We start from the raw sequence: 25031 nt of genomic DNA on the forward strand, positions 1-25031 counted from the left end.
CTGCAGCGTTTTTAGAAAAATATATACAGGTTGTTTGCTGTAACAGGAATTGATGTTCCGTAACAGGACAGTACAGGACAGTACAGGACGCAACAGGATAGGAATGTATGATTCTTCTATTAAATTTAAAACCACAAAGAATCGCCGTTTTATCACCTCTAAAATTCCACTTGTTATGATTAAAGTTTTCCATCTTTATCATAAGGCACGTACCTGTATTGTAACGTACGGATTTACACTAGCACTTTTATTATTGTCGAAGAGTACTGTAGCACAAAAGGCCAACATTAGCGGACAGGTAACCGATGCCGCAACCGGCGGTGGACTTCTCAGTGTAACCGTTGGCGTTAAAGGGAGCAGCACAGGTACATTTTCCGATGCCAATGGCCGCTACACTATTTCAGCAGCGCCATCCGATTCACTGGTATTCAGTATGATCGGCTATCTTACGCGCACTGTTCATGTAGGCAGCCGGAACAAAATCAGTATTACACTGGAATCCAGCAACAAACAGCTGAACCAGGTAGTAGTGGTGGGTTATGGTACCCAGCAAAAGAAAGATGTAACCGGTTCCGTAGGACTGGTTACGATGAAGAACATCAAGGATATGCCTATTGCAGGTCCGGACCAGGCCTTAGCCGGTCAGATTGCGGGTATACAGGTAAGCACTTCCAACGGTATCCCCGGTGGCGGACCACAGGTACAGGTGCGCGGCATCGGTGCTGTGGGCGCCGGTAGTCAGCCATTATATGTGGTGGACGGGTTTCCGCTGGGTTCCACCTCCGACCAGGTGAACGACCCGATGAACGCGATTAATCCGCAGGACATTGAATCAATGGCAGTACTGAAAGACGCGTCTGCAACTGCCATCTACGGTTCCAGAGGCGCTAATGGCGTAGTGTTGATCACTACCAAAAGAGGTAGTTCCGGTATACCGAAAATACAATTGTCTGCCAACTACGGTATTCAGTCCATTCCACAGAAAGGCCGCCCGAACCTTATGAACGGACAGGAGTTTGCTCAGTTCAGAAAAGAGGCCATAGAAGATAATATCCGCTTTACACAGCATCGCGAGCCAACACTCGATGATATTCCCGAGATATACCGTTATCCTGAAAAAATAGGAAAAGGTACCAACTGGTTCGATGCCGTTACAAGAGTAGCACCCATGCAGGATATCAACCTTTCGCTGAGCGGAGGTACCGAAAAACTGCGCACTTATATTTCCGCAGGATATTTCAACCAGGACGGTGTAATGATCAACACCGGCTATCAGCGCTTCAGCGTTAGAGCCAATGTAGACGCTACCCTGACCGATCGCTTCAAGGTAGGTTTCAACATCGCTCCCTCCTACACCCTTCGTAAAGGTGGTTTTCTTGGAGAAGGAAGAGGGGAAAATTTTGGTATTGCCAGCCCTATAGAACCTATCTATAAGCCAGACGGTTCCTATAACGCTTACATACAAAGCCCTGGAACATTCGGTTTGCCTAACCCGGTGATGGTGATGAAAGAAACCACCAACAAGAGCAAAAGCAGCCGTATCCTCTTCAATGTGTACGGTGAATGGGAAATTATCAAAAACCTGAAATTCAAGTCTACCTTTAACGTAGATTATCAACAAGGCAGCAATGAGTATTTCCGGCCCTCTACGCTGGCTAACGTAAACGCTGCGCCACCAAGCATTCCGTCGGGCAGCTACAACTCAGGAGAGTACCTGAACTGGCTGAATGAAAATACTTTGACGTATCAGTACAACACCAGCAACGGACATTCCTTCACTGGTCTGCTCGGTTACACCGTGCAATCACAACGCGAAAACTACGCTTCGTTCAATGGCGCGAACTACCCTGATGATGATATCAAAACACTCAATGCTGCTGCTACCATTACCGGTGGTACAGATATTACCGACTGGGCGCTGTTGTCGTATCTGGCCAGGATCAACTATGGTTATAAAGACAAATACCTCGTTACCGCTACAGTGAGAAGTGATGGTTCATCCAGGTTTGGTCCCAAGAACCGGTGGGGAACCTTCCCTTCTGTTGCTTTGGGCTGGAGGATTTCACAGGAAGAATTCATGAAAAATTCTGCGCTGATAAGCGATCTTAAACTGAGGGTATCTTATGGTTTCACCGGTAACTTCAACATTGGTAACTATTCGTATATGAGCAATATCGGAACCAGCAATTATGTGTTCAATGGAAGCCTTGTTGGAGGCCGTGTGATGAACACCCTCGGTAACCCGGTACTGGGATGGGAAAAAATGCGCGAGTTGAATATTGGTCTTGACCTGGGATTATGGAAAGACAGGGTTTACCTCACTGCCGATCTCTATAAACGTAATACGCAGGATTTGTTGCTGAATGTAGAGATCCCGCAGTCCAGCGGCTTCGGCAACGTTACTGAAAACCGCGGTGATATGGAAAACAGGGGACTTGAAATCGGTATATCCTCCCGTAACATAGAAACTAAACAGTTTAGCTGGACCACCAGTTTCAACATCGCCTTCAACCGCAATAAAGTGTTGAAACTGGGTACTGACAATGCACCTATCTACTCCGGTAACAGTAGCGAGGGTAACCCCACCAATATCACTATGGTAGGCAAGCCGCTGGCCATGCTGTTCGGGTATGTATTCGACGGGATCTATCAGAACCAGGCAGAAGTGGATAAGGGCCCTGCATTCCCCGGTGCTATCCCCGGTAATATCCGCTACAAGGATATCAACGGAAATGGTGTAATCAACCCGGTGGAAGACTTTGCCATCATCGGCAATCCTTATCCGAAATTCAACTGGGGCATGACCAACACCCTCACTTATAAGAACCTGGATCTGCGCGTGCTGGTAGTGGGTTCTATGGGAGCCGACAGGATACATGCTACCAACGACTATAACGGAAATATAGATGGTGTATTCAACGTACGTAAAGATGTAGCCTACAGGTGGAGGTCTGAATCTAATCCGGGTAACGGAAAGGTGCCTACCACTAATGGTTCCGGACGAGGTAGAGTAATGTACAGAGATGTAAGCTCACTGACTGTTCAGAAAAACGATTACGCCTGGGTAAAGAATATCACATTGGGTTATACTTTCCCAAGCAAGAGTAAAGGATTCCTGCAAAGCGCCAGGGTATACGCCAGCATTCAGAACGCTATCCTGTTCACTAAATATGATGGCAACCCTGAAGTGACTAACTACATTGGCAAAGGCGGTAGTGGCGCACTGGTTCCGGGAGTTGATTATTCTAACTACCCTGTACCGAGAATCTTCTCACTGGGCACCAATCTTACATTTTAATTCAGCACCAAAAAAACTGAGACATGAAAAAAATCTTTTCTTCTATCATATTCGCGGGATTGACACTGAGCAGCTGCAACCATATGCTTGATGTAAAACCCAATTCGTTCTCCAGCGGTAACAACTATTATAACACGGAAGCTCAGATACTGCGGGCGGTAAATGGCTGCTATGGCGTGTTAAAGAATCTTTATACAAGCGACTACTGGGCCATGTCCGAAATGCGGGCAGACAACACCAATTACCAGTACGATGAAAGTGACCGTGGTGCACAGCAACGCGAAGAAATCGATGAATTCCTGATCACTACTACCAACAACTACGTTAATGCTGTATGGAGTCAGCTGTACAGAAACATACAGCAGTCGAATGTAATTGTAAGTCGTATTGACGGTGTAAAATTCTCCAATGACGCAACTAAAAAACAATACCTCGGTGAAGCCAAATTCCTCCGTGCGCTCTATTATTTTCATCTCGTTCGCCTTTTCGGTGGTGTGCCACTGATCGTGAAAGAAGTGACAGGCCCGGAGGAGGCTATCACCCCCAAGAAAGCTACTCCGGAAGAAGTATATGCGCAGATCATTGCAGATGCTTCTGAAGCGGCAGCTAATCTGCCGGCCACCTACGCTGCATCGGAAACAGGCAGGGCTACCAAAGGCGCCGCCCTCACGCTGCTCGGTGATGTATACATGACTATGAAAGATTTCCCGAAAGCAGTCAGCACATTGCAACAGGTTGTCGGGCTTAACTATGCCCTGGTAGGGAACTATGCCGATAACTTCGATCCGGCAAAGAAAAATAATTCAGAATCTGTTTTCGCTGTACAATTCGACGCCGGGCTGGAAGGACAATTCAGCAATTATATTTTCGTATTCGGACCAAGAAACGGGAAGAAAGATCTGACAGGTTTCAATGGCAACCTCGGTGGATGTAATATTCCTACACCCAGCATTGTAAATGCCTACGAAGCAAACGACAAAAGAAAAGATGCATCCATCGCTATGTACGACAGCCCCACCAATGCAGCTTTCCAGGAATCAGTAGCATTCGGTGGCAAGATGCCATTCATCAGGAAATTTTATCACCCGCCATACGCGCTGGACGGACGCGCCAACGAAAACTGGCCGGTGTACCGCTATTCACAGGTACTATTAATGCTAGCTGAAGCGATCAATGAAACCGGCAATGGAGACCCGCTGCAGTATATCAATCCTGTGCGCCAACGTGCCGGTCTTTCTCCACTGGGCGCCTTAAGCCAGGCAGCATTCAGAGATACAGTTTTTCATGAACAACGGGTAGAACTGGCCTTCGAAGATCAACGCTGGTATCAGCTGTTGCGTACCGGAAAAGCCGTATCCGTAATGACAGCACATGGCATTGAAGAAAAGAAAAGGCTATCAAGACTAAGTGCTGCGTCTTATAACATACAACCATATATGCTGCTGTATCCTATTCCTGAAAGGGAAGTACGGTTGAATAAATTTGGTCAGAATCCCGGTTGGTAAAAAAAATGCAGAAAACGGGAAAACGTTTGCTATATTACTACTGCTATAGTGACCGCGACCCTTACCAACTGTATCATCCAGCAAATATTCAAGTATATATATTATGACCACGTTAAAAAAGAAACCATTCAGGCTACTATTGCTCTTTTCCGCTGTTATCGCTGCGGGAGTTGCATGCAATAACGGAAACGAATCAACGTCGAAGAAAACGACCGGAAACCCGAAAATAGATGCCCTCAAACTGCCGGAAGGTTTCCATGCTGAACGGCTGTATAGTCCGGGCGACAATAAACAGGGCTCCTGGGTATCCATGACCTTCGATGATAAAGGCCGGATGATCGTATCCGATCAGTACGGATACCTTTACCGCTTAACGCTGCCCGCTGTCGGAGAAGACTCTGCCAAACTTAAAATCGAGCAGCTGATTATTGGCAGGGATACTTCCACCCAGCATGTATCGATGGGATATGCGCAAGGCCTGCTGTATGCCTTCAACAGCCTGTATGTGATGGTGAATCACAACAGCGATGACCGCTTTAACAAAGGCAGCGGCCTGTATCGCCTGCAGGACACAGATGGCGATGATCAATTCGATAAGATCACGCTGATCAAGGCGCTGGAAGGTGAAGGCGAGCATGGCCCCCACAGTATCGTACTGGCGCCGGATAAGAAATCCATCTATGTGATCGCGGGAAACTTTACCAAAATCCCGGAGATGAACAGTTATCGCGTACCTCCATCCTGGAACAACGACAACGTTTTTCCATTTATCAAGGATCCTAACGGTCACGATAATACGGTGAATACACATGGCGGCTGGATTGCGCACCTGGACTCTCTGGGCACCAACTGGGAGCTGATCAGCTCCGGTTATCGCAATCCTTTCGATATGGCGTTCAATGATGAGGGTGATCTCTTCACGTACGATTCAGACATGGAATGGGACATAGGCACGCCCTGGTATCGTCCGACCCGCATTTGTCAGGTAACAAGCGGCAGCGAATATGGCTGGCGCCCCGGAACAGAGAAATGGTCGCCCGCATATCCGGATAACCTCCCTCCGTTGCTGAATATCGGACAAGGCTCTCCTACCAACGTGATCTATGGCGGCAAAGCACGCTTCCCCGAAAAATACCGCAAAGCACTGTTTGCATTCGACTGGAGCTTCGGTATTATTTATGCGGTATCGTTGCAACCAGAAGGTGCTTCGTATAAAGCCTCCGCAGAGGAATTCCTTTCCGGCTCTCCCCTGCCGCTCACCGATGGCGCCATTGGTCCGGATGGTGCGCTGTACTTCCTTACAGGCGGACGCAGGCTGGAATCAGATCTTTACCGTGTGTACTATAAAGACAACAACGAAAGCAACGAACCACTGGCTGTTGCTGCGCCAACTGAAGAAGCAAAGCTGCGGAAACAACTGGAAGAATATCATGGTGGTGCCAAAGCGGGTGCAGTGGATTTTGCATGGCCTAAGCTGAATCACGCCGATCGCTTCATTCGTTTCGCTGCCAGGGTGGCGATAGAAAATCAACCCGTAAATCAGTGGCAGAGCAAAGTGCTACAGGAGAAAGATCCGGTAACACTGATTCAGGGCGCTATTGCGCTGGCGCGTCAGGGTAAGGAAGATGTAAAGAAACAACTGCTGCCGCAGCTCATGACGATCGACTATACGAAGTTATCTGCTGATCAGCAGATCGATCTGTTGCGCGCCATTGAACTGGTGCTGGTACGCATGGGTAAACCCGACGCTGCACTCAATGCACAACTGGCGGCTTACCTCGATGCACATTACCCGGCGCCTACCAATGATCTCAACCGCTCCCTGAGCAAACTGCTGGTATACCTCGACGCACCTAAGTCAGTGGAAAAAACCATGGCATTGCTCGCCAGCGCAAAAGACGACACTGCCGCCAACAAAACGGCCATGCAATCGGCCGACCTGATACTCCGCAATCCTCAATACGGGCTGGATATCGCCGGCATGCTGGCTAAGATGCCTCCGCTGCAGCAAACCTGGTACGCCACCGTGTTAAGCCAGGCAAAGAATGGCTGGACCCCGGCATTGCAGGATGAGTACTTCAAATGGTTCTATCATGCATTCACTTTCAAAGGCGGACATAGTTTCATAGGTTTCATCAACAGTGCGAGAAAGAATGCATTGGCCAATGTACCTAAAAATGAATTCGCTCACTTTAACCAGATCTCCGGTGACTCACTTGCCAACAACGGCGGTAACCTTGCCCAGGGCTTCGCTCAGCCTAAAGGCCCGGGACGCAACTGGAAAGTGGAGGAAGCGCTGAAAGTGGTAGACAGCGGGTTAACCAACCGCAACTTCGAACAGGGCCGCGCGATGTTTGCTACTTCGCTGTGCAGCTCCTGCCATGGTATGCGTGGGGAAGGCGGCGTAGCCGGACCAGATCTAACGCAGCTGGGTACACGTTTTTCCAACAAAGACATCCTGGAATCTATTATAGATCCGAGCAAAACCATCTCCGACCAATATGCTGCTACCGTTTTCACATTGAAGAATGGCAGCTCCGTACTGGGCCGGCTGGTAAGCCAGGATAAAGACAAGTATGTCATCTCCCAGAATCCTTTTGCACCGCAGGAACACCGTGAACTGCCCAAGAAAGACGTTGCGGCTACAAAAGTATCTACTGTGTCCGTAATGTTGCCCGGGCTCATTAACCGGTTAAATCCTGAAGAGTTGAAAGACCTGATGGCTTACCTGAAATCCGGTGGTAACAAACAGGATTCCATGTTTATCGCATCCAAACAACTTAGCGCTAAATAATTTTCCGGTACAACAAACGAACAGGGATGACTTGGGAAAATAAAATAGGCACGCATACACAACTAGGCGGTATTGAAACGGCTATACTGGATAATGGTCCCGGCAGGGGCACCCGTATAGCCTGGATCAATACCGGTACTGGTCTGAGATATAAAGTGGTCATCGACCGGGCTATGGACATCGTGGATGCTTTTTATCAGCAGCATAGTCTGGCCTGGCTGAGTCACACCGGGATTACGTTCCCCAATCACCACGCTGATAGAGGTCTGGAGTGGCTCCGGACCTTTGGCGGTGGTTTGATGACCACCTGTGGTCTGATGCATGTGGGCGGCCCGGAAACAGATGAATTCGGAGAGCGCGGCCTGCATGGACCCATCAGTAACACATCTGCCGAAATAATATCCATTATTCAGCCAGATCCGCTGGCAGGCAGCATGGAAATGAGTATTACCGGCATCATGCAGCAGGTAAGTGTACTGGGGCCAAAACTCGTGCTTAAACGTACGATATCCGGCCGCCTCGGTGAAGCGGTCATAAAGGTGCACGACGAAGTGATCAACCGCGGCAACACCACTGCACCGCACATGTTGTTGTATCATTTCAACTTTGGCTGGCCGCTGGTGGATGAAGGAGCAGACATCTGCTGGAAAGGCAGCTGGGTTTCCCGCGAAGGCAATCCGGATCACCTTTTCAGAGAAGGACATCCTTACAAAAAATGCATGGCGCCGATGGACAGCCACGCCGGCGGCGGAGAAGAAGCGGCCATCATTGATCCGGTAGCAGATACCGATGGATGGTGTGCCTGCGGCGTACACAATGCAGCATTGTCAATTGCTGTGTCGCTCCGCTTCCGTAAAGACCAGCTGCCGGTATTAACCAACTGGCAACACTGGGGCAAACAGGAATACGTGATGGGCCTGGAACCGGGCACCCATCCGCCTACCGGGCAGGCCAAAGCCCGCCGGGAAGGCACGCTGCTTTTCCTGCAACCAGGCGAAAGCAGGCAGTATGAGCTGGAAATAGCCGTGCTGCACACGAGTGAAAAAATCAAACAATTTATTACTGATCTTTTATAACCCACATTATTCAAGCCCATGGAAAAACAAAGTTTAGCAGCAAAAGCATTTGAGCAGGGACAAGGGATACTCCGACTGGCGCCTAACTGGGTGCCCAGATCTTTCTGCGTGCCGGGAAGACGGATCAAACTGCATCCTGATGATTATTATGTCCTGGGAGGTGAACGTGGCGGCATCGATGAACGTTGGCTGTCGTCGACCACACCTGCAAAGAATGGTCCGCTGACCGGCGAAAATGAAGGGATGAGCATGGTAGTAGCAGACGACAATGGCCAAACCCGGCAGCTACTGCTGAAAGACGCCATCAGCGAATTAAAAGATAAACTAATCGGGAAACGGCTGTGGGACGCTTACGGCGCATGGCCCATGTATTCCAAATTCTTTGATAACATGGGGCCACTCCCCCATCATATTCATCATAACGATGAAAAGGCAGCACTGATCGGGCAGGCCGGCAAACCGGAAGCCTATTACTTTCCGCCACAGCTGAATAACCATGGCGGCGATTTCCCGTATACTTTTATGGGCATCGCACCTGGCACTACCCGTGAGCAGATCAAAGAATGTCTGATGAATTTTACCAAAGGTGATAACAAGATCACCAACTATTCACAGGCCTTCCGCCTGGAACCCGGCACAGGATGGGATGTTCCGCCGGGCTTACTCCACGCGCCCGGAAGTATGTGCACTTATGAACCTCAGAAAGCCTCTGATGTGTTTGCAATGTATCAGTCGCTCGTAAACGAGGCCATCATACCTGAAGAACTGCTCTGGAAAGGCACTCCGCAGGAAAGCATTGGCGACTATGATGCCCTGATGGATGTGATCGACTGGGACCTGAATGTAGATCCGCTTTTATTTCAGCACCGGTACATGCCTCCTATACCGGCAGCTAACGGAGAAGGATATACGGAAACATGGGTATGTTATAAATCTGATGCCTTCAGTGCAAAAGAGCTTACGATAGCACCCGGAGCTACTGTAATTATCAAAGATGCCGCTGCTTACGGAATGATTATGATGCAGGGCCATGGCAAGATGGGAGTATGGGATGTGGAAACTCCGGCGCTCATCCGTTACGGGCAGCTGACTCATGACGAATATTTCGTCAGCGAACAGGCTGCAGTAGCCGGCGTGAAGATAGTAAACACTTCAGCAACAGATCCTATTGTGATGCTGAAACATTTTGGTCCGGGTAACCCCGACCTCGTGCTCTAATCCATTTCTGACCTAAAACCCGCGTTATGACAGAAAATAATTATCCAAAGCTACACAATGCCACCTGGCCGGGAATCGTAGGCAAGGGCGGCGATGCAGAGCCAATCATTTCTTTCGATACGCTGTTGCAGATGACTGCAGCAGCAGAAGTTGATGGCATGAAGTTCGACGGCATTGATATCGGACTATTCGATCCGCATGTACCGGTAGGCAGCAGTGATGACGACCTGAAAGAGCTGGCGGATAAAGTAGCGGCTCATCAGCTGGAAATTGGCAGCCTGGTTGCGCCTATCTGGCCTCCGGAAGGCGGCTCAGCGATGGGCAGCAAAGAAGAGCGCGCCCGTTTTGTAGAGCAGGTACGCAAGGCCTGCCATGTAGGTAAGCGGCTGCGTGAAATAGGCATACGGCCCAATGGGGTGATCCGCATCGACTCAGCCACTAATCCCGAAAGCTGGGCGAAAGATCCGGCGGGCAATACTAAACTCATTGCACAAACCTTCCGTGAAGCCTGCGACGTAGCAGCAGACTACGGCGAGAAACTGGCGGCCGAAGGGGAAATCTGCTGGGGAGGCATGCACAGCTGGAAAACCATGCTGGATACATTAGAAGCAGTAGACCGTTCCAATATCGGGTTCCAGGCCGATATGTCGCATACTTTCCTTTATCTGCTGGGATACAATCGTCCGGAAGACCGGATACTGCCGGCCAACTTCGAATGGAGCGACCGCGAAGCACTGGTGAATGGCCTGAAGCAACTCACCCATGCACTCCGTCCATGGACGATGGATTTCCATGTGGCGCAGAACGATGGCACCGTGCATGGCAGTGGGTCTCACGATAAAACCGGACGTCACTGCCTGGCTACCGATCCCAATGGCAAGCTGAACATCGCTACCGATGCGGGATTCTGGCTGCGCGACGATAAAGGAGCGTTGACGAAAGCATTCCGCCATATCTGTTGGGATGGATGTATGTTTCCCAACGAAGTGATGACCAAAGCACAAACCTGGAATGATATACTGGCGGCCATGATAGCAGTAAGAAGGCAACATGGATGGCGGGAATAGTATACTCATCCACAAATACCAAGAACTATGACTAATAAGAAAGCTTTAAGAATAGGATTGATAGGATGTGGCTTTATGGGCAGAACACATTCCAACGGCTACCTGCGGGTTAAGAATTTTTTTCCTGAACTGGCTTACCAGCCTGTATTGAAAGCAGTTTGTTCCCGCACAGAAAGCAAGGCCAGGGCCTTTGCAGAACAATGGGGCTATGAATCCGTTGAAACCGACTGGAAAGCGCTGATCGCCAGAGAGGATATAGATGCTGTTGACATTTGTACACCCAATGATAAGCATGCAGAGATTGCCATTGCAGCAGCAGCTGCCGGTAAAATGATCCTTTGTGAGAAACCGCTGGCACGCACACTGGCAGAGTCGGAAGGAATGGTAACCGCCATTGAAAAAGCGGGCGTGCCGAATACCGTCTGGTATAACTACCGGCGCTTGCCGGCAGTGACCCTTGCGAAACAAATTATCGACTCGGGGAAACTGGGCCGGATATTTCACTACCGTGCTAACTTCCTGCAAGACTGGACCATCAACGCCAACCTTCCGCAGGGTGGCGAAGGCCTGTGGCGGATGGATGCAGATGTGGCTGGTTCCGGCGTACTGGGCGACCTGCTCTCCCATTGCATTGATACCGCTTTATGGCTGAATGGCAGCATCGCCACCGTATCGGCGATGACAGAAACGTTTGTAAAAGAACGTATGCATCAGCTTACCGGTAAAGTCGAGAAGGTAAATATCGACGATGCCTGTTCCTTTATGTGCCGCTTCAGCAATGGGTCATTGGGGCTTTTTGAATCAACACGTTATGCCCGTGGACATAAAGCATTATATACATTTGAAATCAACGGTGAAAATGCCTCCATACGCTGGGATCTGCACGATCTGAACCGCCTGGAATACTTTGATAACGCCGACGCCTCTACGGTAAAAGGATGGCGCTCCATACATGTTACAGACGGTGATCAGCCATATATGAATAAATGGTGGGTACCGGGCCTGGGCATCGGCTACGAGCATTCATTTGTGCACCAGGTAGCGGATTTCCTGAAAAGCCTGGAAACCGGCGGTGTCTGCTCTCCTTCGTTCAGAGAAGCGCTGGAAACACAGAAAGTGTGTCAGGCTGTACAGGACTCCGCCAATACGGGTACCTGGAAGGAAACACATGCATCCTAACGGTGAAGGTCACACGAAGATTGTTTACCAGCACAGGTAAAACGGTGACGTCTAAACGAAAAAACAACAAAACATTATTTATGCTGAAAAGATCCGGCGCTCTTTCTTTATCTCTTGTAGCGGCTTCGCTGCTGTTTACAGGAACCAGTTGCCAGACAGGTAACGGAATGAGTAACAACAATGGCTTCATTAAAATCTTTGATGGCAAAACCCTCCAGGGCTGGGAAGGCGACTCCGTTCACTGGCGGGCAGAAAATGGTATACTGATCGGAGAAGTAACACCTTCTACCCTGCTGAAAACCAATAATTTTCTGATCTGGAAAGGCGGTCAGCCTGCCAACTTTGAGCTGACCTGCGAATTCAGGATCACTGAAGGAGGTAATAGCGGCATCAACTACCGCAGCGTGCGGGTAGAAAACGTACCTCATGCACTCAAGGGTTACCAGGCAGATATCGATGGCGCGAATCACTACACCGGTCAGAACTACGAAGAACGCGGCCGTACCACTCTTGCTTACCGTGGTCAGAAAACCACCATCCCTCCTACTAAATTAAGTTTGCAGGAAGGCGTGAAAAATAATGCATGGAGCGCGGCAGTTGTTACGGGTTCTCTCGGAAGTTCCGACTCGTTGCAAACGCTTATCAAAAAAGAAGACTGGAACAAATGCCGCCTCGTTATCCGTGGCAATCGTCTTCAACACTACATCAACGGTATTCTGATGAGCGACGTAACCGACAACGACAAAGTAAACGGCAAAGCCCTGGGCCTGCTCGGATTGCAGTGCCATGTAGGCCCGCCGATGAAGGTCGAATACCGGAATATGCTGCTGAGGAAATTATAAGTTGACAATTGGTTGTTAGGGATCAGAGGGAAGATAATTGCGAAGAAATTCTTCGTGTTTATTATCTTCGCTTTGATCCTTAATTGTTAATTGTCAACTCATAATTTTTTCTATGTTATCTATAGCCATCGACATGGACGAAACCATTGCAGATCCTATCAGGAAAGCCCGGGAATGGTATTACAGGGACTACGGAAAAACATTCACCACAGAAGACCTTCATGGAAAAACCTTATCTGACGTACTTCCACCCGAACATAAGGATAAAGTAAAAGAATACCTCAACACACCGGGATTTTTCCGCGACCTGGAAATCTTTCCTCATGCGCAGGAAGTGCTGAAAGCGCTGAATAAAAAGTATCAATTGTATATTGTATCCGCAGCAACGGAATTCCCTGCTTCACTAAAAGATAAATACGATTGGCTGCAGGAGTTTTTCCCTTTTCTGAATTGGCGTCAGTATTGTTTTTGCGGCGATAAATCCATTGTACAGGCGGATATTATGATAGATGATCTGGCTCGCAATTTCACCAATTTCAAAGGTAAGCCATACCTGTATCATGGGCATCACAATGTACATGTAGAAGGTTATGAGCGGATATTGAACTGGGAAGATGCGGCTGTAAAGCTCCTGTAAGGTTAATGCCGGATAATATGTCCGTCTTCCATTTCAATAATACGTTGGGTATGTTCTGCAAACTCCAGGTCGTGCGTAACAATAAGGAGAGTTTGCTGATATTGTGTTGCCAGCTCCTGGAAGATGTCAAAAACGATCTGTCCGTTCTTTTTATCGAGATTACCGGTAGGCTCATCTCCCATAATGATAGCCGGGTCGTTGATCAGCGCGCGGGCAATGGCAACACGCTGTTTCTGGCCACCGGAAAGCTGATTGGCGCTCTTTAATGCAAGTTCATCGATATGCAGCGTTTTCAGTCTTTCCATTGCACGGTGTTCTACTTCCTGTTCCGAATATTTATTCAGCTTTAACCCCGGCAGCATTACATTCCGTAATACGCTGAATTCGTTTAGCAGATAATGGAACTGGAATACAAAGCCGATCTTTTCATTGCGGATGCGCGCCAGTTGCTTTTCTTTTTTATTGGTTACAAGCTCCTGCTCTATCCACAGCTCCCCATCGTAATCCGTATCCATAGTGGAAAGTATGTACAGCAAAGTGGATTTGCCACAACCCGATTTCCCTACCACCGCTACGAATTCTCCTTTATTGACAGACAGGCTCAGATCGTTCAGTACCGGTACTGTTACCGGATCATGAAACGATTTAGAGATATGTTTTGCCTCCAGTATAATGTTGCTCATATTATTTTCCTCTGATAATAACGACCGGGTCTACCCGGCTTGCTTTTCTGGCCGGGAAATAGCCGGCGAAATAAGTGGTAACCAGTGAAAATACTGCTCCGATCAGATAGAAGACCGGATTATAATTCACCGGAAATGTGCTGATAGTAGGCAGGGCTGCTGTTTTGAAAGGGATGTGATTGATCACCACCGACAATCCGAATCCAAGCACCAGTCCTACCAGTCCGCCGAACCAGCCGATGCTCAATGCAATCACAATAAAAATGCGGTTTACATCTGTACCCGCGAAGCCGGTTGCTTTCATGATGGCGATGGCATCCATTTTCTCATAGATCATCATGTTCAGGATGTTATAGATCCCGAATCCGGCCACGATCAGCAGGGTAATGCCTACCGAATACGAGATCAGCGTACGGATAAAGCTCCCTGTTTCAAATTGGGAATTGGCGGTTTGTATATCCTCTGTATCCGCCTGGAACAGGTTTGCGTATTCCCGGGCTACTGCGGGCGCCGTGTTAAGATCTTTCAGTTTGATCTGAATATCAGTGATGTAATTATTAGGCTTGCCCAGCAACTTCTGTGCGGTATTGATAGAAGCATAGCATTGCACCTTGTCGAAGTCCTGTAAGCCCGACTGGAAATAGCCTACTACTTTGAGAGGCATAATATCGCCTCTGGACGTGGTGACCTGCACTACATCACCCGGGTCCGCCATTAGTTTCTCTGCGACGCCTTTTCCGAGGATAATGCTGTTAGGTATATTCTGCAGGTCGATGGAATTGCCGGTAACAATGTAGTCATTAAAATGAAACAGGCGGCTCTCTTGCTGCACATCGATACCATTTACCACGCCAGTGATATCCACCGTGCCGGCATTGAAGAAAACGGGAGCGATGATCTTCGGGGCAATCCCCAGCACCCGGTCATCATGTTTCAGGTAGTCGATGATAGCCGTGCTGTTATAGATTTCCTCACGACCGGTAGCCGACTTAATGGACCTGATAAAATTATGCCCGGAATCTCCTTCCTTGGCAGCGAGGTTTACTGGCTGATGTTTGCTGGGTTTAATATCGTTGTAGATGCGAACATGTGGTGTTCTGTTTAGTATAAGACCATCCAGCAGGCCATTCAAACCACTCATGAAACTCAGTAATGCAATGAACATCGTTATGCTGAAGGTAACGCCAATAGCAGCCACCAGTGTTTGTCTCCAGCGGGCCCTCATCAGGGAAAGCGATATGCTGAAAATCAGTTTGTAGTTCATGGCGCTGGTTTAATGATCACATCGGCGGCGGTTAAACCATCAACAATCTCCACCTGTTGATAATCTTTCAGCCCGGTAGTTACTTTCCTTTTTTGTTTGTTTTCCAACATTACATAGTCGCCTTCCTGCAGATAACTGCGGGGGATAGTCAATGCTTTTTCTTTTGTTTGAATAACAATATTGGCTTCCAGCGTGAGGTTAGGGTATATTACCGGAGGTTGCTTCACAAATCCTGCATCAATGGTAAATGAGCGGGATTTTTCATTCATGATCGGATAGATCTTTTCAACAACCGCTTCAAATGCCCGCCCGCGGTAGCTGTCGAGCGTAACGAATACCGGCTGCCCGACACGGATACGCGCAATATCGTATTCATCGGCCTGCAGCTCCAGGTAAAAATGGTGAGCATCACCAATTACAGCCAACGGAGTTTGTGTATTCGCCATTTCCCCGGTCTTTTTAGCGATACTGTATACCTTTCCATCGATGTCGCTGCGTATCACATAATCGTTTCGTTGGGTAGTGCTGATCTGCAGGCTTTTACCGGATTGCTTTTCGGCAAAGCGCAGTTGCTTTTGCAGATCTCTGTACTTATAGATGGTGGTGTTATAAGCGGTTTGCGAGTTTTCAAATGCCAGTCGCGCCTGTTCCAACTGTTGCTCGCTTCCGATACGCTGCTCCCATAGCCTGCGTTGCCGGGCCAGTAACAGGGAATCATTGCTAAGTTTAAGCTGTGCCATATTAACGCTTACCCTCCCTTCATCCAGTTTCTCAGCGTTGGCGTTCACCGCATTATAGGAAGCTGCCAGCGCAGCATTTTCCGCACTAAGCCGGGCCGTTTCATTGAGTATATAAATAATGGGATCGTTCGCCCGGACTGTATCGCCTTCCTTAACCGGTATGCTGACGATAACACCATTCACTTTGGGGAACACCTGGTATTGATGTCGGCTTTTTACAATGCCGGAAGCATAAACAGATTCGGTAATTTTGCCGACTGCCGGATGTGTCTTTTCTGATCTACTCTTGCAGGAAGATAATAATGAGAGTAGCAATAAGAATTTAATGGCCTTCATGCGATCTTTTTTCCGCCTGCATTAGCCGGCAGTGCTTCATGATTTTGTTAAATTTACGCCATCATTCATAAACAATCAATGATACTAATCATTCTTTTCGAAGATGAAATCAATATCTTCGGGGCCAAATATGCAGGAATATATGGAAACAACATTAGCACCGGAGATAGAACAAAGAGTCAGAGAGAGTTTTAGCAGACAACGGTTAATGGCTTTGTATGAAGCAACGATAACCGGTATGGGGAAAGGATATTTTGAGATCAGTATGCCCCCTTCGGAGCTGTTACTGCGGCCCTCGGGCATTTTCCAGGGAGGTGTTATTGCGGGTGTGGCAGATACGGTGGCAGGTTATTGCGCCAGCACGATTCCGGTGGAAGATCCTTATTTTGTGACGGTAGAATTCAAGATCAATTTTCTGCATCAGGCAAAAGGTGAGCTGTTGATTGGCCGTGGTAAAGCAATTAAAGCCGGATCTACACTAACAATAGTACAAACTGATATATACACCCGGACCGCCGGAGAAGAAACGCATGTGGCTACGGCGCTGGTAACGATGATGAGGGTCAGGAAGCGGTAAGGCCCGTACGATATTGCCGGATCATGAGGAATGGGCAACATTGCAGACATTGTTTCCGGATACGCTGCCGGCTATACGACAGATTATTGTGGCTGATGCTATTATACCGGCACCCGCCGCACAGCACGCTGTTTGACAACCTGCCGGTGTTGTTGTCCCCATCTTCTTAAAGCCTCTATTACTTCGTACAACGTTTCGCTGTAGGTTGTTAGCCGGTATTCCACTGTTGCAGGTGTGGTGTTTAATACGCGGCGTTCCGCAAAACCGTTCAGCTCCAGTTCTTTCAGTTCATGCGATAATACCCTGGCTGAAATCCCATTCAGCTTACGTTGCAGCTCATTAAAACGCATCGGGCCATCGATCAGGGCGGCAATAATTCGCAATTTCCATTTCCCACCAATGGCATACAAAGCGTCATCTACCGAGTGGATCCTGGAGGAACACTCTTTCTCAGTAAGTTTATTGCTGTTCTCAGCTGTTGTGTATTGCATAAGCAGATGCTAACTTTTTGATAGCAAAGATAGCCCGTTTCCGCAGGCGGTTATAGCAGATGCGATTACCTGCAAGTAAGCAGTAACCTGGAGGTAAGCGCTATTACAGGACTTTTTTCTTGTTAAATCAAAGGTCATGATCTGCTACGCAATAGATATGCGCAGTAAAAAAAACAAAATAAATTTTTATTTATGTAGTCAACTACGTAGTTTTATACAATAAATGTATATAGATGAGTGTAAATGTAGATTTAAAAAGAATTTATAATGATCAGTGCAAAGCTGTAGTAGACCTGATACTGCCTATACAGCAGCAGGAATTCAATGTACCTGTTACGCTGGCCGACCAGCCCGATCTGCTGGACATAGAGAAAAACTATCATCAGACGGGTGGCGGCTTCTGGGGAGCTTTCGTAGACGGACAGCTGGCGGGTACCATCGCGCTTATCCATATCGCGTCGCATAGTGGTGCTATCCGCAAAATGTTTGTCAGGAAAGAGTTCCGGGGCAAAGAGCTGAGCCTGGCACAACGGCTGCTGGATCATCTTGTGGCGCATTCCAGGCAAACAGGAATAACGGATATCTACCTGGGAACGGTTGACAGTATGGCGGCTGCTCATCGGTTCTATGAAAGGAATCAGTTCAGGAAAATCAAAAAAACAGATCTACCTTCCTATTTTCCACTTATGCATGTAGATACTGTTTTCTATCATCTGCACCTGAAAAATGAATAGTGATATGACCAATGTAATCGAAGCATCCGGTATACTGGCTATTGCCACGCGGCTACAGCGTTTGAGTGACCAGCTACGGAAAGACGGGCTGCTGATTTATAAGGCTAATGGTATTGACTTTGAGCCAAAGTGGTTTCCGGTGATTTATACGCTTCATCATAAACCCCTACTCAGTGTGGTGGAAATAGCAGCCGAGATTGGTTACGCTCACCCTTCTACCATCAGTCTGCTGAAGGAGCTGGAAAAGCAAAAGCTCATCCGTTCCAGGAAAGACAAGCTGGATGAGCGGAAACGTTTGATAGTATTGACGGAGAAAGGAAAAGACCTGGTATTGCAAATGCAACCGGTGTGGAAGAAAATGGAAGCAGCGCTGAGCGCGTTAACAGATACGAAGCACAACCTGATGAAAGCTATAGAACAGGCAGAGGCCGGGTTGCGCGTACAGAGTTTTTATGAACGGGCACTGCAATTGTGATCATTCAGACAATAAGCCTTTTACCAATGCCTTCCATTGCAAATTGGCGATACTGGAAACACCAGATGCTGCTGCATTCCGGACCTTATCACCAGCATGGGTGGCCTGCGTATTGGGTAATTCATTGCGCCCGAAAACGGCTGCAGTTACCCATACCCCGTTCCTGACCAACGCAAAGGTACTGCTGGCTTCTTTACGCAGAAAATGTGCGATGCCTGCGCTCTTCTGTATCGGATGTTCTGATGGCCGTGCCCGGATAAAAAACACTTCCTGATGTGGATTCAGCATCACATGTTCCTTCTGTTCTATCTTCACCCAGTCGAACCCCAGGCCAGCCTTTGTACCGGGCCCGGCAATGTCGATCCTGATATACATACCGGTTTCTGCAAGTCCCGTTGCGGGCTTGCCTGCCAGGTCGGTCAGCTGAAAAGCAGCGGGTAACAAACCATCACTCATAGTTGCCCAGCTATTCACATTCACCAGCCGTTCCATGACAACTTTAAAAAACACAGCTGCCTCTTCTTCCTGTGTTAATTCCCTGCTTTCCAAAATGTTAGTTGCTTCCCCTGTGTATTGCGCCGGAATGAACGGCGATGCAATATTCTCGGCCATGACGATTCTTTTTACTGGTGATAAAATACCGTTGAACATCAAAAAAGCTTGCTGCAAGGCTATATTGCGCTACCTTTGAGTAAAATAAACCGGACTACGCATGCTGATTCGGACCAGGTAACCATCGGGGATATAACATTCCTGCAATAATAAAATCCGGATCGATTTACTGTAAAGATACACGATATGAGCCACCTATACGCATTCGTACTTGCATTCATAATTAACCTTGGCTGTACCAACCTGCCCTCAGAGCAGAACAACGGTAATATCGCCGGCAAATGGATGCCGGTAAGGTCGGTTATGAGCGCGACAGAAAACGGCGAAAAATCGTACGAGAAAACGGATACCTCATTTAGCTCCATTGATCTGATGCACTTTAAACCAAACGGAGAACTGGAAGACGGAGGCCAACGATATGAAGGTTATACTTATAACAGACAAACCAAAGAGTTGACGCTTCATGAATCTAATGGTGATGGTATCACCTTTCTGGTGCGTACCCTTACTTCCCAACAGATGATAATTGTCCGGGAAGATGAGGAACAATATAACAATAAACGCCGCCACATGAAACTCGAAATCTATTTCAAAAAGAGATAGCTATTTCAATACCGGGAACATGGTAAATGTTCCCGGTATTTTGTTACTATCATGGATTCTGCGGGAAATTAACCGGATCATTATGAATATCAATTTCGCTCTGCGGAATGGGAAACAGCAACCGGGCAGGTGTTAGTACCGGTGAAGCCAGGTTGTACTCATTCTTCAGATGCGCCTGCATGATCGCCAATCCTTTGGTATAACGGATCAGATCAAACCAGCGGTTGTTCTCAAATGCCAGCTCTACTCTCCTTTCAGCAAACACCGCGTCGCGGAACGACGACTGATCAGGAAGATCCACCGGTCGTTTATCCGCCAGTCCTGCCCTTTGCCTTACCTGATTCAGAAAATAAAATGCGGTGCCCGAGCCGGTAGCAGCGCTGTAGCCTTGTTCATTGAGCGCTTCGGCCTGCAGTAAAAGGATATCGGCATAACGCAGTACGGGAAAGCTGCTGCCTCCATCGCCGGTAGCCCCGGGTGGATCCAGGTATTTTTTCACATAATTGCCCGGCTGCTTCGTAGCTGCATCGCGGTACGATACCGTATCCATAGAGGCAGGCAGGCGCTTGTCGCCCCCTTCATAGGCAGCCACCATATCATGTGTGGGCCGGTTGTTATTGGATCCCCCATAGGCGACACCGTTATAGTAGAAAGAAAACGGCACCATATCAGTGAAATAAGTATTGCCTTCAGAAGGACTTAACCCTTTCTTAAATCGTACTGTAAACAGGATTTCGCTGTTGACGGCGTTTGCCGGATTAAACAACGCGGCATAATCTGTCAGCAACGTATATCCGTTCACGTTTTTGAGTGAGGCACTGGCCTCCGCCCATTTCTTTTCTGTAACATATACTTTACCCAGCAAACCATTGGCGGAGCCGGCAGTCACCCTTCCGTAATCATTAGCATTCGTATATACTGCAGGCAGCAAGCCTGCTGCGGCCTGCAGGTCTTTTTCGATCTGGGCATATATTTCCGTCACGTCATTGCGCTTGTCTTTCAACGCTTCTGTAGTGGTTTCTGTTTTGATTACCAGCGGTACTTTGCCGTACAACCGCACCAGGTCGAAATACGTAAATGCTCTCAGGAAAAGGGCCTCTCCTTTGAATTGTTTTTTTGACGAATCGGGTATGGCGGCAGCATCTATCTGGTCCAGTACGGCATTGGCCCTGGAGATGGTTACATACCCTCCCGCATATACGTCGGTCAGGAACGGATTGGTGGTGGTTTCCGTGAAAAGGTCTATCTGAGAAGCAACTCCGCCCAATGCGCCTCTATCCAGTATATCTGTGTTATCGCTTCTTACTTCCATCAGGTAATAGGCAGATTTACCATAGCTACGGGCATTCTGTAATCCGTCGTAAATAGCATTTACACCCTGCTGGAAATCGCTGGTGGTTTTAAAGAACGTGGCAGTGGTTTGATTGGATACCGGAGCCAGGTTAATGAAATCCTTGCTGCAGGAAGATATTACTGTTACCAGCCACAAGCCTGCTATTGCTTTTGTGATATGTGTAGTCATCAGTTCCTGGTTTTAAAATGAAAGATTGATACCGGCTGTAAACGTTCTCGGAAGCGGGTAAGTACCATAGTCTTCTCCCTGTGATAAAGGAGCATCCGGCCTGGCATTTACTTCGGGATTATAACCGGTATAACGGGTCCATGTATAGATATTCTGACCGGAGAGATATATCCTCAGGCCTTGTATTTTATTGTGCAGCATGCGCTGATTGAATGTATATCCCAACGTGATATTACGTAAACGCACATACGAACCATCTTCCACAAAGAAAGAGCTGGGCTGGGTGCTGTTGCCGGTGGTTACCCTGTTAGGACGCATGGTGTTGCCATCTCCGGGATCTGTGGGCGATTTCCAGTACCCCATTTCTTCTATCATCTGATTAGCATTTCCTTCGCTATTATACAGGAAGCGACGTTGCAGGTTCATGATCTTGTTTCCATGTGATGCCTGTAGTGCTACAGTGAGGTCAAATCCCTTGTAACGGAATTCATTACTGAGCCCCCAGATGAACTTTGGAAAGTAACTGCCAATGTCGGTTCTGTCGTTCGCATCGATCTTTTTGTCTCCATTCACATCAATGAATTTCCGGTCGCCCGGCTTAGTGCTTGCATAGTGAGGATAAGCATCTATCTCCGCCTGATTCCTGAAAACGCCTCCATTTACATAGCCATAGTAGCTACCGATGGGCGCTCCTACTTTGGTGATGTACAACTGGGAAATGGTACCGTTTCCTCCGTCGGAAATAATCGGTGCATTGTTGGCGCCCAATTGCAGTACTTCGTTCTTATTGGATGAAATATTAAAGGCAGTGTTCCACACAAATGGTCCGGTAAGGTTGCGGGTATTTAGCGCAAATTCCACCCCGGAGTTCCTCACTTTGCCAATATTCTTTAATGCCACACCGAAGCCGGAACTCCAGGGCACGGGCACATTCAGCAGCAGGTCCGACGTGGTAGCCCGGTAGTAGTCGGCGCTGAGGTAAATCCGGTTGGAGAACAAACCCAGGTCAATACCGGCGTTCAGCTGTACAGTTTTCTCCCAGGTAAGATCAGGGTTAGCCGGCTGTGATATGCCTACGCCATTCACGGCTGTTCCTGTTCCGGGGCCCAGTACATATCCGTTGGAAGACAGCAGATCATAGGAAGCATAATTGGCGATCTGGAAATTACCGGAGGTACCGTAGCTCACTCTTGCTTTCAGTTCCGAAACAGGTTTTACCTTAAAGAAGGATTCGTTGCTCACCAGCCAGGCGCCTGATACAGCGGGGAAATATCCCCATTTATTGTTGGCCCCAAAGCGGGAAGATCCGTCTGCACGAATGCTGGCCGAGAGGAAATACCTGTCGGCATAATTGTAGTTTGCCCGGCCCAGGTAAGAAATCAGCGACCATTGCGATTCCGTAGAGGTACCACTGGTAATAGTAGCAGCATTCAGCGTTTGTACGGCATCGTTAGGGAAGCCGGTGCCATATGTTTCAGTAGCCCTGGTGGTATTCTTCTGGGATGTATACCCGGCGAGTACATCGAAATGATGTTTGCTGCCAAGTGCGAACTGGTAGTTCAGGGTGTTTTCCCAAAGCCAGTTCAGTGACAATGCCGTTTGTGCAGCACCTTTCGGTATGGTGGGAGCCGCCTGCTGTACCGGCTTGTAGGAGCCTAACACAGAGGGTCTGAAATAATTGCGGCTGAAATGATTGATATCTGTTCCGAAAAAAGTTTTGAACTTCAGTCCCTTTATGATCTCATATTCCCCCCAAACACTTCCCAGGGTACGGATATGATCCAGCTTATCTTTTATTTTCAGCGCCAGTGCTACAGGATTTTCTCCGCCTGAGTATCCGTAAGCCCAAACGTTTTGCCGGTTTGTAGCAAGAGAGCCATCCGCATTATACACCGGGAATACCGGGGCTGCTTTCAGCGCATTGCTGAGCACCCCGTCGAAGGTCCACGGTCCTTCACTGTTGATCAGATCGTAATGATCAAACGTTGGATTTACGGTAACGCCTATATGAAATTTTGGAGCCAGTTCAGCGTTCAGGTTGGCCCTTACGCCATAGCGCTTATATCCGGAATTGATAATGATCCCTTGTTGATCAAGATAATTACCCGAGATATAGTATTGAAATTTCTCGCTGCCGCCGGAAGCGTATACCGTATGACTCTGTACAGGCGCTGTTCTGAACAGGGCATCCTGCCAGTCGGTGTTGGTCAGACCGGATTGTCCGGCCAGGTAAGGCAATATTTCCGGAGCAATCTGAAAGTTTGGATTTCCACGCGTAGCGTTGTCGTCTGTAATACTACCATTGGGTTTAGCATCAAGATAGGCGTTATTCTTTGCATCAAAGCTATACTTGGCCCACTGGTATGCGTCCATCAGTTTTATCTTTTTGCTCACCTGCTGGAAACCTGCGTACATACTGTAACCGAATGAAGGCGGGCCGGCAGACTTTCCTTTTTTAGTAGTGATCATCACCACGCCGTTAGACGCGCGTGAGCCGTAAATGGCTGCAGAGGACGCATCTTTCAGGATATCGATGGAGGCAATGTCGTCGCTGTTCAGGGTACTGAGCGGATCAGGTGATTTCTGGAAGGACGCCTGTCCGGCTATATTGACCATATCCGTAGCTCCCTGTAAATTTTTCAGATCGTTGGAAAGCGGGATGCCGTCTACCACATAAAGCGGCTCTGTGCCTGCCGAAATGGAGTTCAGTCCGCGGATACGTACACTGATGCTCCCTCCCGGGGCGCCGGTATTCTGTAGCACCTGTACGCCGGGTACCTTACCCGCCATCGCCTGTTCGAAACTGCTGACCGGCTGATCTTTCAGATCGGCAGCACGGATAGAAGCCACCGCACCGGTTATTTCCTTGCGGCGCTGTACGCCGTATCCCACTACCACTACCTGGTTCAGCGAAGAGGTGGATTCTTTCAGCACAGCATTCACCTGACGCGGCTGACCAGCTTCCAGGATAATGTTAATTACCTGAGCCGGTTCAAACCCGATAGAAGTGAACTGAAAGCTATAAGGACCGCCAACAGGCAGATTACTGAAACGAAAGCCTCCGCCGGACCCCGTTTGTGCAGCTGCAGTAGCGCCTGTAGTCTCGTTCCTGGCAACTACCGATACTCCCGGCACTCCTTCGTGCCGTTCGTTCTGAACTATACCGGTAACGGCTGTACGTTTTTCCTGCGCCTGCAGGAACAATGGAAAAAGCAATGCAAGACATAGCATTACGCTCCTCCACTTTTTGCTGAGAGAGTAAAAAGTATCCATAGGTGATTTTTGAGGCCCGCCAGGCTTTGCCATGCCTGGATAAGTGACAACCTGTCCGCTGTCCGACATTATTCCGGGGCCAGTTTAAAAAACTATTAGCAACTG

At 48.4% G+C, this 25031-nt stretch carries 20 protein-coding genes; 13 read left to right on the plus strand and 7 right to left on the minus strand.

Annotation, left to right across the window (positions count from 1 at the left end):
• Positions 1 to 175: 175 nt before the first annotated feature.
• The 9 genes from UNH61_RS14095 (at position 176) to UNH61_RS14135 (ending at position 13616) form a co-directional block, all read left to right on the plus strand.
• Positions 176 to 3298 carry a TonB-dependent receptor gene (locus UNH61_RS14095; RefSeq protein WP_326992588.1) on the plus strand — a complete coding sequence of 1041 codons (3123 nt, stop codon included), beginning with the start codon at positions 176 to 178 and terminating at the stop codon, positions 3296 to 3298.
• Positions 3299 to 3321: 23 nt separating this feature from the next.
• Positions 3322 to 4803, plus strand: a complete 1482-nt coding sequence (locus UNH61_RS14100; RefSeq protein ID WP_326992589.1) for a RagB/SusD family nutrient uptake outer membrane protein — start codon at positions 3322 to 3324, stop codon at positions 4801 to 4803.
• Between the two features lie 103 nt (positions 4804 to 4906).
• On the plus strand, positions 4907 to 7597 hold the full coding sequence (locus UNH61_RS14105) for a c-type cytochrome (protein WP_326992590.1): 2691 nt from the start codon (positions 4907 to 4909) through the stop codon (positions 7595 to 7597).
• Between the two features lie 26 nt (positions 7598 to 7623).
• Positions 7624 to 8673, plus strand: coding sequence for an aldose 1-epimerase family protein (locus UNH61_RS14110; RefSeq protein WP_326992591.1), 1050 nt, complete (start codon positions 7624 to 7626; stop codon positions 8671 to 8673).
• Positions 8674 to 8691: 18 nt separating this feature from the next.
• A complete protein-coding gene (locus UNH61_RS14115; protein ID WP_326992592.1) occupies positions 8692 to 9891 on the plus strand; it encodes a hypothetical protein in 1200 nt (399 codons plus the stop codon).
• 26 nt (positions 9892 to 9917) lie between these two features.
• Positions 9918 to 10958 carry a TIM barrel protein gene (locus tag UNH61_RS14120; RefSeq protein WP_326992593.1) on the plus strand — a complete coding sequence of 347 codons (1041 nt, stop codon included), beginning with the start codon at positions 9918 to 9920 and terminating at the stop codon, positions 10956 to 10958.
• A 27-nt stretch (positions 10959 to 10985) separates the two neighbouring features.
• Positions 10986 to 12137 (plus strand): Gfo/Idh/MocA family oxidoreductase, encoded by a 1152-nt coding sequence (locus tag UNH61_RS14125; protein ID WP_326992594.1) that lies wholly within the window; start codon positions 10986 to 10988, stop codon positions 12135 to 12137.
• Positions 12138 to 12217: 80 nt separating this feature from the next.
• Positions 12218 to 12979, plus strand: coding sequence for a DUF1080 domain-containing protein (locus UNH61_RS14130; protein WP_326992595.1), 762 nt, complete (start codon positions 12218 to 12220; stop codon positions 12977 to 12979).
• Between the two features lie 112 nt (positions 12980 to 13091).
• On the plus strand, positions 13092 to 13616 hold the full coding sequence (locus UNH61_RS14135) for a 5'(3')-deoxyribonucleotidase (RefSeq protein ID WP_326992596.1): 525 nt from the start codon (positions 13092 to 13094) through the stop codon (positions 13614 to 13616).
• 2 nt (positions 13617 to 13618) lie between these two features.
• Here the strand turns inward: UNH61_RS14135 and UNH61_RS14140 are convergent, their stop codons facing one another.
• The 3 genes from UNH61_RS14140 to UNH61_RS14150 are packed head-to-tail and all read right to left on the minus strand — an operon-like array spanning position 13619 to position 16639.
• A complete protein-coding gene (locus UNH61_RS14140; RefSeq protein WP_326992597.1) occupies positions 13619 to 14299 on the minus strand; it encodes an ABC transporter ATP-binding protein in 681 nt (226 codons plus the stop codon).
• 1 nt (position 14300) lies between these two features.
• The gene (locus tag UNH61_RS14145) at positions 14301 to 15563 is read right to left on the minus strand and encodes an FtsX-like permease family protein (protein ID WP_326992598.1); all 1263 of its coding nucleotides are present in this window, start codon (positions 15561 to 15563) and stop codon (positions 14301 to 14303) included.
• A complete protein-coding gene (locus UNH61_RS14150) occupies positions 15560 to 16639 on the minus strand; it encodes an efflux RND transporter periplasmic adaptor subunit (protein ID WP_326992599.1) in 1080 nt (359 codons plus the stop codon). Before UNH61_RS14150 ends, UNH61_RS14145 begins: the two co-directional genes overlap by 4 nt.
• Positions 16640 to 16781: 142 nt before the next feature.
• Between UNH61_RS14150 and UNH61_RS14155 the strand changes: the two genes are divergently transcribed.
• Positions 16782 to 17216, plus strand: coding sequence for a PaaI family thioesterase (locus UNH61_RS14155; protein WP_326992600.1), 435 nt, complete (start codon positions 16782 to 16784; stop codon positions 17214 to 17216).
• Positions 17217 to 17317: 101 nt separating this feature from the next.
• On the opposite strand, the gene UNH61_RS14160 is transcribed toward UNH61_RS14155, so the two are convergent.
• Positions 17318 to 17707, minus strand: coding sequence for a helix-turn-helix domain-containing protein (locus UNH61_RS14160; protein WP_326992601.1), 390 nt, complete (start codon positions 17705 to 17707; stop codon positions 17318 to 17320).
• Positions 17708 to 17940: 233 nt separating this feature from the next.
• Between UNH61_RS14160 and UNH61_RS14165 the strand changes: the two genes are divergently transcribed.
• Positions 17941 to 18441: a GNAT family N-acetyltransferase gene (locus tag UNH61_RS14165; RefSeq protein ID WP_326992602.1), complete on the plus strand. Its 501-nt coding sequence runs from the start codon at positions 17941 to 17943 to the stop codon at positions 18439 to 18441.
• A 4-nt stretch (positions 18442 to 18445) separates the two neighbouring features.
• Positions 18446 to 18916, plus strand: a complete 471-nt coding sequence (locus UNH61_RS14170; RefSeq protein WP_326992603.1) for a MarR family transcriptional regulator — start codon at positions 18446 to 18448, stop codon at positions 18914 to 18916.
• Here UNH61_RS14170 and UNH61_RS14175 read toward each other — a convergent pair whose 3' ends face one another.
• Positions 18917 to 19528, minus strand: coding sequence for a hypothetical protein (locus tag UNH61_RS14175; protein ID WP_326992604.1), 612 nt, complete (start codon positions 19526 to 19528; stop codon positions 18917 to 18919).
• A 186-nt stretch (positions 19529 to 19714) separates the two neighbouring features.
• Here UNH61_RS14175 and UNH61_RS14180 point away from each other — a divergent pair, with 186 nt between their 5' ends.
• Positions 19715 to 20131: a hypothetical protein gene (locus UNH61_RS14180; RefSeq protein ID WP_326992605.1), complete on the plus strand. Its 417-nt coding sequence runs from the start codon at positions 19715 to 19717 to the stop codon at positions 20129 to 20131.
• A gap of 49 nt (positions 20132 to 20180) precedes the next feature.
• On the opposite strand, the gene UNH61_RS14185 is transcribed toward UNH61_RS14180, so the two are convergent.
• Both UNH61_RS14185 and UNH61_RS14190 read right to left on the minus strand, forming a co-directional pair.
• Positions 20181 to 21653 carry a RagB/SusD family nutrient uptake outer membrane protein gene (locus tag UNH61_RS14185; protein ID WP_326992606.1) on the minus strand — a complete coding sequence of 491 codons (1473 nt, stop codon included), beginning with the start codon at positions 21651 to 21653 and terminating at the stop codon, positions 20181 to 20183.
• Positions 21654 to 21665: 12 nt separating this feature from the next.
• Positions 21666 to 24926 carry a TonB-dependent receptor gene (locus tag UNH61_RS14190; protein WP_326992607.1) on the minus strand — a complete coding sequence of 1087 codons (3261 nt, stop codon included), beginning with the start codon at positions 24924 to 24926 and terminating at the stop codon, positions 21666 to 21668.
• Positions 24927 to 25031 lie beyond the last annotated feature (105 nt).

This window comes from Chitinophaga sp. 180180018-3, from assembly GCF_037893185.1.
Classification (GTDB): Bacteria; Bacteroidota; Bacteroidia; order Chitinophagales; family Chitinophagaceae; genus Chitinophaga.